The following is a 15,370-nucleotide window of genomic DNA, read 5'->3' on the forward strand; positions in this document are numbered from 1 at the left end:
ATAGGCTTGGACAATCAAGGATGAATTATATGCATCAAGCTCTCCGCGGCCTTCTGGCCACTCTGTTACTGTCACTCTCTGCGCAATCTGCACTGGCAGAAGATACCCCAGCCGATCAGCAGGCTGCCTATCAGGCCTGGGCAGAAGAATTCGTAGCCTCACTGACCCCGGAAAAAGGCACCATAGTCCTGCCGGGCGGCAAGGCCACCCTGGAAGTCCCGGACAACTTTTATTATCTGAATCCCGAAGACAGCCGCAGGGTCTTGGAAGAGGCCTGGGGCAATCCAGCCCAGGATCTGCATTTGGGCATGCTGTTTCCGGCCGAGTATTCCCCCGTGGATGCCGCAGCCTGGGGCGTGACCCTGGATTACGAAGAAGAGGGTTATGTTTCCGACGAGGATGCAGCCGATATCGACTATGCAGATCTGCTCAAGACCATGCAGTCAGACATTGCCGAATCTTCCCAGGCCAGAGTGGAGATGGGCTATGAGCCCATACGTCTGGTTGGTTGGGCGACTCAGCCCTATTACGATGCCGCCCAGCACAAGCTTTACTGGGCCAAGGAGTTGCAGTTCGGTGACAGTACCGAACATACGCTGAACTTCAATGTGCGGGTTCTGGGACGCCAGGGAGTACTGTTGATGAACTTCGTGGCCGGCATGTCACAGCTGGAGGAAATCCAGGCGGGCCGCGAAGAAGTGCTGGCCATGGCCAGCTTCAACGAAGGCCACACTTACAGTGAATTCAACCCAGAGATAGACAAGGTCGCGGCCTATGGCATTGGTGGCCTTATCGCAGGTAAGGTATTGGCCAAGGCGGGCATGTTGACCGCAGCCCTGCTGCTGTTGAAGAAGTTTTGGTTCCTATTACTGATGCCATTGATTTGGCTTAAAAAAATGATTTTTGGCAGAAAGGAAGCCTGATCTGATACCAAAAAGGGAAGCCAAATGGCTTCCCTTTTTATTTCCGGAACCGGCTAAAAACGCCAGGCAAGTATCCGGGTCTGCTTATTGCCCTGGGTCATCTCTATCACCCGCACCTCAGTTGCTCCCAATGCCTGCAGACGGCGTTTACAGGGCCTCAGATTGTCACCTTTGGAAACCAAAGAGGTGAACCAGCGACACAGCTGTGGCCTGGCCGCACTCTCATCAATCATGGCAAACAGAAAACGACGTTCGCCACCATCGCACCACAGCTCATTGTGCTGGCCACCAAAATTGAGTTTCACCTGTCCCACCGGCCTGCCAGCCAGATTCTGCAATTTGCGCTTGCTGCCTGCACTGGCCTCGGCCTGTGAACCATGGAATGGCGGGTTACACATGCAGGCATCAAAATGCTCATCGTCCGCAGCCACATTGGCAAAGATTTGGGTTGGATTGGATTGCAATCTCAGGTCAATGCGCTCGGCGAGCAAGGGATTATGCGCCAGTATGTCTCTGACATTGGCCAGGGAGCGGGGCTCTATGTCCGTGGCCACCAGCTGCCATTGGTAGAGACTGGCACCAAGCAGGGCATAGATGCCATTGGCACCCGTACCTATATCCAGCACCCGGATTGCCGCACCTTTTGGCAACAAGTCCGCCAGATAATGCACATAATCAACCCGCCCGGGGACGGGTGGACATAAATAGCCTTTGGGAATATCCCAGCCAACAATGCCATAGTGCTGTTTTAGCAGGGCCTTGTTGAGACACTTAACGGCTCTGGGATCGGCAAAGTCGATACTGCTCTGGCCCGACTTGGCGGTAAGCAGAAACGCCCGAAGACCGGGCTCGGCGCAGCACAGTGCAGGAAAGTCATAGCCACTGTTGTGGGCGTTGCGCGGATGCAGGCCCTTACTTTTAGGCTCGCCAGGCTTACCTGCACGGCTTTTGTTGATGCTCATAACCTGCGAACCCTTTGCAGGGCTCAGTCGTACAAATAACGGGTAAACAGCAGGTTAACCACCAGAGCCCGGCCGGTTTCCTGCTCTATCAGACGATTGACCGTGTCATAGCATTCACGACGTATCTCTTCCCGGCCGGTCAGGGATTTAATTTTCTCTTCCGGCTGGTTACCCAAAATTTCGACTATGGCCGAGCGCAACAAGGGATCATGGTGTTCTATGGCCACCAAATCGTTGGGATCCTTCACCATCAGTTCGACACTGATGCGCACAAAACCAAGCTTTTTTCGATTGGAGATGTAGTTGGTGACTATCTCGGGTTCAAAGCCGTAGTAAGCGTAGTCTTCCAGGACCTTTTCATCTGCCCCCCAGCTCAGGCTGCTGACACTCATCAGCATAAACAGGATACTCAGTAAATATCTCTTCAACTTGGTGGCTCCTTAATGCTCCGCCTGAGGCCAGGCGTTCCTGCTATCGACAGAGGGTGCAACATGGTAGACTTCTTGGGTTTTACCCCTCTATTGTAGCGAGCAACCCATGAGTGTGACCAGTCTCAGTTTTCCATATGGTGAATCAATTCAGTGGTTTTCACCAGATGCTGTCACATATTTGCCCGATGGCCCCATGGCAGACTGGATATTGGCGCCGGGCAGTCTCACCGCCCGCCTCAAAGCCTTGGGACTCGGATTTGAAGTCAGGGTATTGGGTGAAGGTTTTATCGCAGCCGGCGACGAACAAATGTCCGCTCCCTGGGTCAGGGAAGTCTTGTTGTGTCTGGGTGGGATCCCCTGGGTATTTGCCCGCACTCTGGTACCAACTTCCCTGTTGAACCAATGCCAAACCGAGCTGATGGGACTGGGTGACAAACCCTTGGGGGAACTGCTGTTCAGCGATCCCAGGTTTATTCCCGGACGTATCGAAGTGGCCAGTTTCAACAGCTGCAGCCGTCTCGCCCAGCTGGCGGCGTCATTATCTCAAACCGTAACAGGTCCACTTTGGGGCAGGCGACGTTATTTCGGTTTTGGCCATGATGAGCTGACTGTGTGTGAAATGTTCCTGCCGGCGGCTGTAGCCGCCCTCAGCGACTGAATCCAATCATAAAAAAACGCCCCGAAGGGCGTTTTCCTTATTGGCGTCGGCGCCAGCCAAGCAGGCTCAGCAAGCCCAGACTCAGCCACCCCAAGCTGCCACCACCGGACGAGCCACCATTGGACAGGTTGGTTGGGGCGGTAACTGTCACAGTATGGCTGACACTGTTGCTGCTGCCCTGGCTGTCGGTGACGGTCAGGGTCACTGTATAGCTGCCGGCGGCGCTGTAGGTGTGGCTTGGATTAATGGCTGTACTGCTCTGGCCATCGCCAAAACTCCAGGCATAGCTCAGATTTCCACTCCCGCCGCTGCTGCCATTGCTGAAGCTGGCGGTCAGGCTGCTTACGCTGCTGGTGAAAGCGGCCACAACCGGAATGCTGACGGTCACAGAACGGGTGACCGTGACATTATTGCCACCACCGTCGCTGACGGTCAGAGACACGGTATAAGTCCCGGAAGCCGCATAACTGTAGCTGGGATTCCTCAGATTGCTGGTTGCCCCGCTGACACCGAAATCCCAGGCGTAGCTGTAGCTACCTGTACCACCGCTCACATTGGCACTGAAGTTTACCGTTGCGCCAGATGCCGAACTGGTGAAATCCGCCGTCAGTGGTGTAGGCTCGGGTACGTTACCGTCGTTCAATGACAGGCGTATGGTGGCGGTACTGCTGTTGGTAGCCTGTTGTATCACCTCCATGGTCAATCCCAGGTGAGGCAATATCAAACCGGCCATGGGTTTCAGCGGTGCGCTGTAATCCAGGCTGTCATCGAACAGGGTCACGGCCGCCAGATTGCTGTCTCCGGCAAAAGTCGTTTGATTGAATTTACTGAAGGCGGCATCGCGTATCTGCACCTCGGTACCATAGCTGCCTATCAAGTTTTGATCCGCGTCGATAACCCCAATCAGCACCTTGCCGGGATGATCCGAGACATTGTTATCGTCCTGGTTGAAGTCTTCCAGCCACATCAGGACACCGGCATCATATCTGTAACCGGCATCGCCCAGCGCTTGGTCCACGCCATTGTGGCTGCGCAGCTGAATGATATAACGTCTGTCCTTGCCGGGGCGGGTGTTGCCGATGCGACTGAATCCTCCGGACAGGTTCATCTTGCCGTCGGTTTCGGCATCATCGCTGTACACTGTACTGCTGCCGGTGACTATGGCGATATCATCTATGGCAATGCCATAACCACCAACAAAGTCGTCGGTCTTGTAAACAAAGCTGATTTGCTTGGTCATACCGGCATAGGCGCTGAGATCATAGGTCAACTCTACCCAGGCATCGGCCCCCTCGGCACCGGCAATATTTGCCGATTTACCTGTAATGATATTCTTGGCGGTATTTACGCCATTGCTCGCCTTGGTATGGTTGCCCGCAATAGCCGTGCTATCCACACGCAGCTGCATATAGTCATAGTCAGTTTCTATGTCCCAGTTGGCTTTCATTTTCAGGGTGATGCTGGCGGCAACCGGCAAGGCCAAACTGAATGTCATGGCATGGTTGAGCATATTGCCCTGGCCGGAATAGTACTGAAAGCTGCCTGAGTAAGGTGCCTTGAAGGGCACATCTTCCGCAGGTAAGGGAATAGATATCTGGTTCACCCCAACCGAGTTCACAGCCTCCACCAGGTTGTAGTCCGTGCCCGCCGAATTGAGGCTGCTGAGGGTCACGACCTGTTCATTAAGCCAGTTGCCCTGATATTGCTGCTGCAGGAAAGAACGGGCATAGGGACTGAATCCCGATGGTTTGGAGCCGGCAGGCACCCCGGTCCAGCTTCCGCCGGACATCAACGACCAGGCGCCCACGGGTGAACCATCACCGCTATTGCTGGTATCGTACTCATCCGGCAGTCCCAGATCATGGCCAAATTCATGGGTACAAACACCCGCGGCGGCATCTATGGGCTGCACAGTATAACCAAACACTCTTTTGCTGGTGCCCGGAATGGCAACACCGGTTTCACTGCCCCCGGAATTGACGAAAAAGCGATGGGACCAGATGGCATCATCACCCAAGACACCGCCACCGGCCTCCTCACCTATGCTGGAGTGGAACAGCATCACGTGATCAATAATTCCGTCGGCTTCATTCAGGTTACCGTCGCCATCCAAATCATAGGGGTCTTCCACATCATAGCTGGCCAACTGGGCTGCACTGAGACCCGCAACCGCCTTGGTCACGGCCTCGAGCACCAACTCGGGCACGGCCTTGTCATTGTCTTCATTGGCGGGATCATTGCCACCATAGTAGGCGGCATTGTTATCGGCGCGGACCCAGTCAAGCACATCGCCGGTAAAGGAGAAAGTGCTGCCCGATACCTGGCTGTAATACTGATTGGCGGAGATCAGGTTTTGATTAGAGGGGCCGGCAAAGCCCGTGGTTGAAAACAGCAGGTTTCGGTAATGACTGACCGGATAACTGCTGTAATACATGTCCGTATCACTCGGCGAGAGGCGATTGGCATCATGGGGGAGATCGGGAAAGTCCACCAAAACACCCAACACTTTCACCGTCTTGGCAATGGCAGAAGCATTGAGAGGAGCGACTGCACTGAATTGCGCCTTGTTGCGCTGTGCGCTGATTTTGCTGGCGCGCTCCCTGGCTAGTTGGGCACGCATATCCTTGGGAATGCCCTGGGCCCTGGCCACAAATGCGGCAACCGCCTCATCTTGCTGTGCGGCACTGGCATCGGCAGACAATTCACCCCGCTTGATTAACCAGTAAAGCACCCGTTCTTTGTTGACGATTCCGGCATCGGCCGGTGTACCGGAAACAGGCTCCACCCGGGCCTCGGCCGTGCCCAAGGCCAACATAAGCGCCAAGGCGACCGAAACCGCCGGCATAGAGAGATTTGCCATAACTACTTTTTCCTTCAACCAATGACTGCCGAACCCAGCCTTACGTCGCATTTTTACCGCTTCGCATCTATTATCGTTCACCAGAATACGAAAGAGTCCTTAAGTGTGACCCCATTTTACGGCCAAGGTTGCAACAGCTTGGGAACATCACCTTAACAGCGTCACACCAGTGCCTCAATGGGCCCATCATGTTATTTGGCCGGTGTTCAGGCGGGATTCAGCAACAGGCTCAAAAACAAAAGCCCGGCATTAAGCCGGGCCTGGTTCACAATCAACTAAATATCCCTGAATTAACTGACGGATTTATTCAGGTAATTTGCTATACCATCCAGGAACATCTGCACAGATATCATCACCAACACCATCCCCATCAGCCGTTCTACCGCGGTCAGGCCTTTCTCGCCCAAAATACGGGTAAACACCTTGTAGAACATCAGAATAAGCGCGCTCACGGCCCATGCAGACACCAAGGCAATGGTCCAGTCCATCATGCGACTGCTGTCCGTGTGCGCCAGCAATATCAGCGCGGCGAGAATGGAAGGTCCCGCCATCAAGGGGATGGCCATGGGCACGATAAAGGGTTCTTCCCCCGCCGCCAGACCAATGACACCGCCCGGTTGGGGGAAAATCATCCGAATCGCAATCAGGAACAGGATAATACCGCCGGCAATGCTGACCGACTCTGACCTCAGGCTCAGGAAATTGAGGATCCACTCTCCGGCAAAGAGAAACAGCAACATGATCATCAGAGCGAAGATAAGCTCCCGGATCAACACCCTGCGACGCTTCTTCGGATCAATATGACGCAAAATAGACGCAAATATGGGCAAATTACCCAAGGGGTCCATAATCAGGAATAACATTACCGCTGCAGACAAAATATCCATAGGCTCATCTTTAAAAGTGACCAGGCGTGAAGCGTTATTGTAACTGCTTTCACAAACACATAGTTGCAAAATTAGTTGAAGATTGCTGAAAATCCCAATCCGGATAACAGATCCCTGGCTTGTCCGGCACAGCCCTAAAATATGCCTGTGGCACTGCTCATTTGCCCGGCAACTGGTATACTACAGCGTTTTTTCAGCATCGCCGTGAGATCCATGCTCTATCTAATCGCCAGTTGCATCGCCCTGCTGCTCGGTCCCTTGTTTTACCGCTTCCTGTCAAACGGTAGCGGCCTGCAAAAGGGCCTTGATGGCTTTATCTTCGTCTCCCTTGGCGGTTTGGTGCTGATCCATATTCTGCCCGAACTGCTGGAACATGGCGGTTTGCTGTCTATCCTGTTTGTCTTGCTTGGACTCTGGGGGCCCACCGCCAGCGAGAAGCTGTTCCAGCGCTATTCGGAAATCACCCACAACCTGACCCTGAGCTTGGGTATAGGCGGCTTGTTGTTGCACACCCTTACCGATGGTGGCGCCATGGTGCTGGCACAGCATGATTCAGGTTCGAGCCTGTTGGCTCTGGGGATTATTCTGCATCGTTTACCCGTTGGGCTGGCCATCTGGTGGCTGCTGAAACCCCAGGTTGGCAGTCGCTGGGCAATATTGGTGCTCGGCGCCATGATGCTGCTGACCGGCGCGGGCTTTATGGCCGGGGAACAACTGTTGCAACAGCTCAGCCTCGACAACACCGTTTATCTGCAGGCCTTTGTCACCGGCTCCATATTGCATGTGGTTATACATCAGCCCCATGGTCATCACGACGCCGACAGCAATGGCCGTTTTGAATACCAAGCCGGTATCGGCAGCCTGATAGGTATCTCACTGTTGTTTTTGTTGCTGCTGATGGACTCCGGAGCCCATCAACATCAGGATCACGGCAGTGAACAATTGATGCAGTGGTTGCTGACGCTGGCTCCCGTGCTCTTGCTGGCATATTCCCTGGCCAGCATACGCTTCGCCCTGGGGGTAACACCCTCGGCTGCCGGGCTCAAGGTTCAGTGGCTGCAACGACTGGCCGGGCCGGAGGCTTTGATCATCAGTCTGTTATTGCTTGGAACTACTTTTGCACTGTGGCAAATCTTTGGCTTACTCTTGCTTGGTGCGCTGCTGACCTGGAGCAAACAACGGCCGGTCGATCCTCATCTCAATGTTCCCCATTCAGCCCTGACCTTCGGATTCGCCCATATAGTCGATCGCAGTGCTCCCTGGGTATTGCTCAGTTTGATATTGGCCAACCTGATAGGCCATCCATCCATACCGCTGGAAAATCCTGTTATCCAGCTGCTGATCTTGGCCCTGCTGTTGCTGCCAATGCGCTTTTGTAATCTGGGCGCGGCAGTTCTGGCCATATCACTGGCGTTCAGCGGTTGGTCAAACATGGCGGTTATTTTTATCCTGCTGGCAGCGCCCTGGCTTAACCTGCAACAACTCAAAGCCATGACCTGGGGATTGCGACTGGCTTTAACCGCTATGCTGGGCGCCTTGTTGCTGCCGCTGGCGCTGATGGAAATTCAAATCCAGGACTCAATTAACTGGCCAGTCTGGAGCCAGGAGCTGGCGCTGCTCTTGCTCGCCCTGTTGTTTGCCGCCAGCTTGCTGCGCCTGGGGCCAAGGAAGTTTCTGCGCCGCCTGTGGCATGGTCAGGGCCCCAAAGCCCATTCCCATAAACACGGGCATAAACACGAGCATAGCCACGGCCATCACCACTGAGATCTGTTCAATTCGAGATGAATTGGCTAGGCTGGTTGGACACTTTGCCCGCTGGGGTCAGTCATGTGCATTCTCTTTATTGCCTTCAGGGTTCATCCGGATTATCCGCTGATCCTCTGCGCCAACCGGGACGAGTTTCATCACAGGGCCACCGCAGCGGCGCACTATTGGCCTCCGGAAGAAAAAATACTGGCCGGACAGGATCTGCAAGCAGGCGGAACCTGGTTGGGACTCAATGAAAGGGGACAAATCGCCGCCCTCACCAATATCCGCAGTCCGGCCAATCACAGCGACAACCGTCTCAGTCGCGGTGAATTACCCTTGGCCGCACTGCAACAGGGGAGCAATTTCCAGAGCTGGCTGCAGGGCCATAGCGACAACTACAATCCCTTCAACCTGATTTGGGGCGACAGGGAACAGCTGCATTGCTACAACAGTCTGCAACGGCAGCTGCAACCGCTGACGCCCGGCTGCCACGCCATCAGCAATGGCGCCCTCGACGAGCGCTGGCCCAAAATGGCCAAGGGCGAACAAGCCCTGGAGGCTCTGGTCAATCGACCGGAAGAACCGGATATTGAAGCCTTGCTGGCAATGATGAAGGATGACTCCACTCCGGACGATACACTGCTGCCAAATACCGGAGTGGGATTGGAGTGGGAACGGCGCTTATCTTCCATCTATATCTGCCATCCTGAATACGGCACCCGCTCCACCACCCTGATATTGCAGGATAATCAGGGACGCAGCCGTTTTATTGAACTCAGGTTTGATGGCAAGGGCAGGCAGCTGGGACGACAGCAATTTATTCGTGATGCCCTCTCAATCTGAAGAGTGATCGTGGGTAATCACCCAACGCTCATCTATCTTTTCCAACAACAAACTGAATGCGCCTGACGGGTTATCCCTTTCCCGCATCAGCGACCAACGCCCAACGATCAGGGCGGCATCGTTGCCAAGGATTTTTATGTCCACCTGACTGAAAGTCAGTTGCCCCATGGCCTCCCGGGTCGGGTAGTGTTTTCGATAAGCCGCACGAACAGACTCCCAGCCATAGCGAAAACGGTCACCGGAAACCACCCTCAAGTTATCGCTGTGCCAATAGCCCGCCATATAGTCGTCTATGCTTCCCTGGTTCCAGGCCGCCTGCTGTTGTCGCAGTAAGGCCATAACCTCATCACCGGGTTCCGCCGTAACAGCACAGCAAACCAACAGCAAGGATGCAGCCAAGCCCTTTAACAACATAACAATTCTCCGCCGAACTGATTACACTGTACTATAACCCATCGGTGGCGAGATGCCCGGTGAACCAAGAGAGAACCCATGTTTCAAAAATTTTGCCAAGGCCTGATGCAATTGCTTGGCTGGCGCGTTGCCGGCGAACTGCCGCTGCTTGAGAAGTACATCATCACAGTGGCACCCCACACCAGTAACTGGGACTTTATCATTGGTGTCATTGCCAGGGGCGCCTTGGGGCAAAGGATACATTTCCTCGGTAAGCATCAATTATTTCTGCCCCCTTGGGGATGGTTTTTCCGCGCCATCGGCGGTAGCCCGGTGGACAGGCGCAAAAACAATAACCTGGTAGATGCAGTCACTAGCTTGTTTGTTGAAAATCAGAATTTTAAGTTAGCTCTGGCGCCGGAAGGCACGCGCAGTCCGGTGAGCCGCTGGAAAACCGGTTTCTACCATATCGCCTGTAAGGCACAGGTTCCCATAGTGACCGTGGGGCTGGACTTTTCCCGCAAGCAAATCGTCATAGCCCGGCCACTTGAGCCGAGCGGTGACATACAAAAAGATATGAATACAATTCTCGATTTCTATCGCGGGATCCGCGGACGTCATCCCAAACAGATCCCCGATTTCGAACAACCCAGCTGATTTGTCTAACTCACCGCCTTCAGACTGCGGATATCGTTACCGGTCGGATTCTGGAAGGCTCGTAAATCAAATTCAGGCAATATGGCCAGGATATGATCAAAGATATCCGCCTGAATACCCTCGTAATAAACCCAGCGGGTATCGTTGGTAAAAATATAAAGCTCCAGTGGCAGCCCTTCGGTGGTAGGTGCCAACTGGCGTACCATTAACGTCATGTCCTTGTGAATCTTCTCATGGCGACGCAGGTACTCGGTCAGATAGGCCCGCAGGGTCCCAACGTTGGTCAGCCGCCTGCCATTCACCGGCATATCCGCATCCGCCACGCTGGCATTGGCCTCGGCGAGTTCCTGCTCCTTACCGGACAAATACTCTTTCAAATGATTGATACGTCCGAGCCTTAACCTGTCAGCCTCGGTGAGGAAACGTATACTGCTGATGTCCAAATGCAATGCGCGTTTGATCCTGCGACCACCTGATTCAGACATACCGCGCCAATTACGAAAAGCATCGGAAACCAGGGCATAAGCGGGGATCATGGTGATGGTATTGTCCCAATTACGCACTTTAACCGTGGTCAGCGATACCTCTTCAACTGAGCCATCGGCACCGTATTTGTCCATTTGGATCCAGTCGCCCTTGCTGACCATGCGATTGGCAGCCAACTGGATACCGGCAACGAAGCCCAAAATGGTGTCCTTGAACACCAACATCACCAAACCTGTCGCTACGCCCAAGCCACTGAGGAAATAGACGGGTGATTGATCCGCCAAGACAGAAATGGCCACAATCAATGCGATAAAGAACAGAAACAACTTGATGAGCTGCACCACACTTTTTATCGGCAGCCGACGGCTGATATCGCGTAAATCGGCAACTTCATTGACCGCATCCAAACCGGAATAGGCACCACGAACCAACAGCACCACCATGGTCACTTCCAGCAATCGTCCCGCCAAACTGAGCAACAAGGGGTGACCGGAAAAAATTACCGGGACCGCAGTATCCAACACCAACACGGGAACCAGTAAGGACAACTTCTCCAGCACCCGATGCCGCATAAAGACATCATCCCAGGTGACTCTGGAACGCTTAATCACCAAATTCATGGCGCGCACTACACCTCGACGCACCAAAACGTAGGCCAATAAGGCAACCAAGAGTGTCAGCAACATCATGCCGTACACCGACGCCGTTGCAGACATATCGGCATCCACTCCCAACCCGGACAGCCAGCTGGCAAGCTGAACTTGAATCTCACTGTTCACGATAAAACCTCTGTTGATAACTGCAGGCCAGTGTAGCATCAACTGTGACACGGTTGCTGTTTCAATATGAGTATCAGACAGCTATCAAGGCTCTGGCAGGCAAAGGGAAGTATGATGTTGGCGGGCGAATACCGCGTTAGCGATATGCTTATAAGCACGTAGTTGGGGGGGATTATGCAATACACCATTACGAAAAAAGCCTCTGCATTGCTGCAGAGGCTTTCGTCTTTATGTTGGCGGAGCGGACGGGACTCGAACCCGCGACCCCCGGCGTGACAGGCCGGTATTCTAACCAACTGAACTACCGCTCCTTTGGGCTAGGCCCAAATTAGGCGTCTGGCGATGACCTACTCTCACATGGGGAAACCCCACACTACCATCGGCGCGATTGCGTTTCACTTCTGAGTTCGGAATGGGATCAGGTGGGACCACAATGCTATTGTCACCAGACATAAAATTGTATGGAACAAATTTTAAACGCGCTTTAGCGCGGCCCGTTAGGGTCAAATACAAGGATGTATTTGATAAATTCGTTCCTAAATTTGGAAAGCTGCTGCTCTTACGAGCCTTGAGTCTCGACTTCAATCAAGTTTGGATATTCTTACGTACGACCTCCAGGGAAGGAGGAAGTGCTGGAAAATGTGGTGACCTACAAGGATGTAGGAAATACTTTAAATGCTTGGAGCATTTTTAAAGTAGAACATTTTCAGTAAAACCCATCTGGGTTGTATGGTTAAGCCTCTCGAGTCATTAGTATCAGTTAGCTCAACGCCTCACAACGCTTACACACCTGACCTATCAACGTCCTGGTCTCGAACGGCTCTTATGTGGACTCTAGGTCCAAGGGATGACTCATCTTGGGGCTCGCTTCCCGCTTAGATGCTTTCAGCGGTTATCGATTCCGAACGTAGCTACCGGGCAATGCCATTGGCATGACAACCCGAACACCAGCGGTTCGTTCACTCCGGTCCTCTCGTACTAGGAGCAACTCCCCTCAATCATCCAACGCCCACGGCAGATAGGGACCGAACTGTCTCACGACGTTCTGAACCCAGCTCGCGTACCACTTTAAATGGCGAACAGCCATACCCTTGGGACCGACTTCAGCCCCAGGATGTGATGAGCCGACATCGAGGTGCCAAACACCGCCGTCGATATGAACTCTTGGGCGGTATCAGCCTGTTATCCCCGGAGTACCTTTTATCCGTTGAGCGATGGCCCTTCCATTCAGAACCACCGGATCACTATGACCTACTTTCGTACCTGCTCGACGTGTCTGTCTCGCAGTTAAGCTGGCTTATGCCATTGCACTAACCGTACGATGTCCGACCGTACTTAGCCAACCTTCGTGCTCCTCCGTTACTCTTTGGGAGGAGACCGCCCCAGTCAAACTACCCACCAGGCACTGTCCCTAACCCCGATTAGGGGCCCAGGTTAGAACATCAACACTACAAGGGTGGTATTTCAAGGACGACTCCACGAGAACTGGCGTTCCCGCTTCAAAGTCTCCCACCTATCCTACACATGTAGGGTCAATGTTCAGTGCCAAGCTATAGTAAAGGTTCACGGGGTCTTTCCGTCTAGCCGCGGGTATACGGCATCTTCACCGCAATTTCAACTTCACTGAGTCTCGGCTGGAGACAGCGTGGCCATCATTACGCCATTCGTGCAGGTCGGAACTTACCCGACAAGGAATTTCGCTACCTTAGGACCGTTATAGTTACGGCCGCCGTTTACCGGGGCTTCGATCATGAGCTTCTCTTGCGATAACCCAATCAATTAACCTTCCGGCACCGGGCAGGCGTCACACCGTATACTTCCTCTTGCGAGTTTGCACAGTGCTGTGTTTTTGATAAACAGTTGCAGCCACCTGGTATCTGCGACTGCCGTCAGCTCGGGGAGCAAGTCCCTCCACCAACAGCAGCGTACCTTCTCCCGAAGTTACGGTACCATTTTGCCTAGTTCCTTCAGCCGAGTTCTCTCAAGCGCCTTGGTATTCTCTACCCGACCACCTGTGTCGGTTTGGGGTACGATTCCTGCTAACCTGAAGCTTAGAAGATTTTCCTGGAAGCCTGGCATCAACCACTTCAGTGCCGTAGCACCTCGTCATCAGCTCTCGGTGTATGTGTGCCCGGATTTGCCTAAGCACACCACCTACCACCTTAAACACGGACAACCAACGCCGTGCTGGCCTAGCCTTCTCCGTCTCTCCATCGCAGTTAGCAGAAGTACGGGAATATTAACCCGTTTCCCATCGACTACGCCTTTCGGCCTCGCCTTAGGGGTCGACTCACCCTGCCCCGATTAACGTTGGACAGGAACCCTTGGTCTTTCGGCGAGGGGGTTTTTCACCCCCTTTATCGTTACTCATGTCAGCATTCGCACTTCTGATACCTCCAGTGTGGGTTACCCCTTCACCTTCAACGGCTTACAGAACGCTCCTCTACCGCGTACACGTTATCGTGCACACCCGTAGCTTCGGTGAATTGCTTAGCCCCGTTACATCTTCCGCGCAGGCCGACTCGACTAGTGAGCTATTACGCTTTCTTTAAATGATGGCTGCTTCTAAGCCAACATCCTAGCTGTCTAAGCCTTCCCACATCGTTTCCCACTTAGCAATTACTTTGGGACCTTAGCTGACGGTCTGGGTTGTTTCCCTTTTGACGACGGACGTTAGCACCCGCCGTCTGTCTCCCGGATAGCACTCTTTGGTATTCGGAGTTTGCAAAGGGTTGGTAAGTCGGGATGACCCCCTAGCCTTAACAGTGCTCTACCCCCAAAGGTGTTCGTCCGAGGCGCTACCTAAATAGCTTTCGAGGAGAACCAGATATCTCCCGGTTTGATTGGCCTTTCACCCCCAGCCACAAGTCATCCGCTAATTTTTCAACATTAGTCGGTTCGGTCCTCCAGTTGATGTTACTCAACCTTCAACCTGCCCATGGCTAGATCACCGGGTTTCGGGTCTACACCTAGCAACTAAACGCGCAGTTAACACTCGGTTTCCCTACGGCTCCGCTATTCGCTTAACCTCGCTACTAAATGTAAGTCGCTGACCCATTATACAAAAGGTACGCAGTCACGGTCTCAAGAACCGCTCCCACTGCTTGTACGTATACGGTTTCAGGTTCTATTTCACTCCCCTCACAGGGGTTCTTTTCGCCTTTCCCTCACGGTACTGGTTCACTATCGGTCAGTCAGGAGTATTTAGCCTTGGAGGATGGTCCCCCCATGTTCAGACAACATATCACGTGTGCCGCCTTACTCGTTTTCATCTCTGGTTAGTTGTCGTGTACGGGACTATCACCCTGTACCGTTGTGCTTTCCAACACATTCCACTAACACCCCAAAGACTTAAGGGCTAATCCCCGTTCGCTCGCCGCTACTTAGGGAATCTCGGTTGATTTCTTTTCCTAAGGGTACTTAGATGTTTCAGTTCCCCTCGTTCGCCTCACTACACTATGTATTCATGTAGTGATGACAGCTTATGCTGCCGGGTTCCCCCATTCGGACATCGCTGGCTATAACGGTTGTTACTACCTCACCAACGCTTTTCGCAAGTTACTACGTCCTTCATCGCCTCTGACTGCCAAGGCATCCACCGTATACGCTTAGTCGCTTAACCATACAACCCAAATGAGTTTCACTTGAGCTGTTGCGACCAGCTGGTTTTACTTGGTCTCATTTCCAGGGTAGGAAATGGACCCGCCTTGAAGAATACCCAAAACACTTGATTGAAGTGTTT

The 15,370-nt window shown here is 53.3% G+C and carries 11 protein-coding genes, 1 tRNA gene and 2 rRNA genes; 5 read left to right on the forward strand and 9 right to left on the reverse strand.

Translation table 11 applies throughout. From position 1 onward, the window contains the following. Positions 1–29 precede the first annotated feature (29 nt). Positions 30–923, forward strand: coding sequence for a DUF2167 domain-containing protein (locus tag JYB85_RS18700; RefSeq protein ID WP_207380498.1), 894 nt, complete (start codon positions 30–32; stop codon positions 921–923). A 53-nt stretch (positions 924–976) separates the two neighbouring features. Here the strand turns inward: JYB85_RS18700 and rlmF are convergent, their stop codons facing one another. Continuing rightward, entirely contained in the window at positions 977–1,885 is a 909-nt protein-coding gene (rlmF, locus tag JYB85_RS18705) for a 23S rRNA (adenine(1618)-N(6))-methyltransferase RlmF (RefSeq protein WP_207380499.1), read from the reverse strand. A gap of 23 nt (positions 1,886–1,908) precedes the next feature. Next, on the reverse strand, positions 1,909–2,283 hold the full coding sequence (locus JYB85_RS18710; RefSeq protein ID WP_267459523.1) for a flagellar basal body-associated protein FliL: 375 nt from the start codon (positions 2,281–2,283) through the stop codon (positions 1,909–1,911). 139 nt (positions 2,284–2,422) lie between these two features. Here JYB85_RS18710 and JYB85_RS18715 point away from each other — a divergent pair, with 139 nt between their 5' ends. Next, entirely contained in the window at positions 2,423–2,974 is a 552-nt protein-coding gene (locus tag JYB85_RS18715) for a chorismate--pyruvate lyase family protein (protein WP_207380501.1), read from the forward strand. Between the two features lie 37 nt (positions 2,975–3,011). Here the strand turns inward: JYB85_RS18715 and JYB85_RS18720 are convergent, their stop codons facing one another. Then, positions 3,012–5,834 (reverse strand): immune inhibitor A domain-containing protein, encoded by a 2,823-nt coding sequence (locus tag JYB85_RS18720; RefSeq protein WP_228730164.1) that lies wholly within the window; start codon positions 5,832–5,834, stop codon positions 3,012–3,014. A 290-nt stretch (positions 5,835–6,124) separates the two neighbouring features. After that, complete coding sequence (locus JYB85_RS18725) at positions 6,125–6,721, reverse strand: YhgN family NAAT transporter (RefSeq protein ID WP_207380502.1); 597 nt, start codon at positions 6,719–6,721, stop codon at positions 6,125–6,127. 213 nt (positions 6,722–6,934) lie between these two features. Here JYB85_RS18725 and JYB85_RS18730 point away from each other — a divergent pair, with 213 nt between their 5' ends. Further along, a complete protein-coding gene (locus JYB85_RS18730) occupies positions 6,935–8,485 on the forward strand; it encodes a metal transporter (RefSeq protein WP_207380503.1) in 1,551 nt (516 codons plus the stop codon). Between the two features lie 63 nt (positions 8,486–8,548). Then, the gene (locus tag JYB85_RS18735; protein WP_207380504.1) at positions 8,549–9,313 is read left to right on the forward strand and encodes an NRDE family protein; all 765 of its coding nucleotides are present in this window, start codon (positions 8,549–8,551) and stop codon (positions 9,311–9,313) included. On the opposite strand, the gene JYB85_RS18740 is transcribed toward JYB85_RS18735, so the two are convergent. Further along, complete coding sequence (locus JYB85_RS18740; protein WP_207380505.1) at positions 9,305–9,727, reverse strand: YybH family protein; 423 nt, start codon at positions 9,725–9,727, stop codon at positions 9,305–9,307. The genes JYB85_RS18735 and JYB85_RS18740 overlap by 9 nt on opposite strands. 78 nt (positions 9,728–9,805) lie before the next feature. On the opposite strand from JYB85_RS18740, the gene JYB85_RS18745 reads away from it, so the two are divergent. Beyond that, positions 9,806–10,363, forward strand: coding sequence for a lysophospholipid acyltransferase family protein (locus JYB85_RS18745; protein WP_207380506.1), 558 nt, complete (start codon positions 9,806–9,808; stop codon positions 10,361–10,363). A 5-nt stretch (positions 10,364–10,368) separates the two neighbouring features. Here the strand turns inward: JYB85_RS18745 and JYB85_RS18750 are convergent, their stop codons facing one another. From JYB85_RS18750 to JYB85_RS18765, 4 genes are all read right to left on the reverse strand, one after another. Continuing rightward, on the reverse strand, positions 10,369–11,628 hold the full coding sequence (locus tag JYB85_RS18750; protein ID WP_207380507.1) for a mechanosensitive ion channel family protein: 1,260 nt from the start codon (positions 11,626–11,628) through the stop codon (positions 10,369–10,371). A gap of 234 nt (positions 11,629–11,862) precedes the next feature. After that, a tRNA-Asp gene (locus JYB85_RS18755) sits at positions 11,863–11,939 on the reverse strand. A gap of 23 nt (positions 11,940–11,962) precedes the next feature. Beyond that, positions 11,963–12,078 (reverse strand): 5S ribosomal RNA (rrf, locus tag JYB85_RS18760). 279 nt (positions 12,079–12,357) lie between these two features. Beyond that, positions 12,358–15,250 (reverse strand): 23S ribosomal RNA (locus JYB85_RS18765). Between the last annotated feature and the right edge of the window lie 120 nt (positions 15,251–15,370).

Origin of the sequence: Shewanella sedimentimangrovi (assembly GCF_017354965.1) — a bacterium.
GTDB lineage: Bacteria > Pseudomonadota > Gammaproteobacteria > Enterobacterales > Shewanellaceae > Shewanella > Shewanella cyperi.

Coding starts and splice junctions, on each gene's coding strand:
- JYB85_RS18715 (WP_207380501.1), top strand. CDS start 2,423: ATGAGTGTGACCAGTCTCAGTTTTCCATATGGTGAATCAATTCAGTGG.
- JYB85_RS18725 (WP_207380502.1), bottom strand. CDS start 6,721: ATGGATATTTTGTCTGCAGCGGTAATGTTATTCCTGATTATGGACCCC.
- JYB85_RS18735 (WP_207380504.1), top strand. CDS start 8,549: ATGTGCATTCTCTTTATTGCCTTCAGGGTTCATCCGGATTATCCGCTG.
- JYB85_RS18700 (WP_207380498.1), top strand. CDS start 30: ATGCATCAAGCTCTCCGCGGCCTTCTGGCCACTCTGTTACTGTCACTC.
- JYB85_RS18740 (WP_207380505.1), bottom strand. CDS start 9,727: ATGTTGTTAAAGGGCTTGGCTGCATCCTTGCTGTTGGTTTGCTGTGCT.
- rlmF (WP_207380499.1), bottom strand. CDS start 1,885: ATGAGCATCAACAAAAGCCGTGCAGGTAAGCCTGGCGAGCCTAAAAGT.
- JYB85_RS18745 (WP_207380506.1), top strand. CDS start 9,806: ATGTTTCAAAAATTTTGCCAAGGCCTGATGCAATTGCTTGGCTGGCGC.
- JYB85_RS18730 (WP_207380503.1), top strand. CDS start 6,935: ATGCTCTATCTAATCGCCAGTTGCATCGCCCTGCTGCTCGGTCCCTTG.
- JYB85_RS18720 (WP_228730164.1), bottom strand. CDS start 5,834: ATGGCAAATCTCTCTATGCCGGCGGTTTCGGTCGCCTTGGCGCTTATG.
- JYB85_RS18710 (WP_267459523.1), bottom strand. CDS start 2,283: ATGCTGATGAGTGTCAGCAGCCTGAGCTGGGGGGCAGATGAAAAGGTC.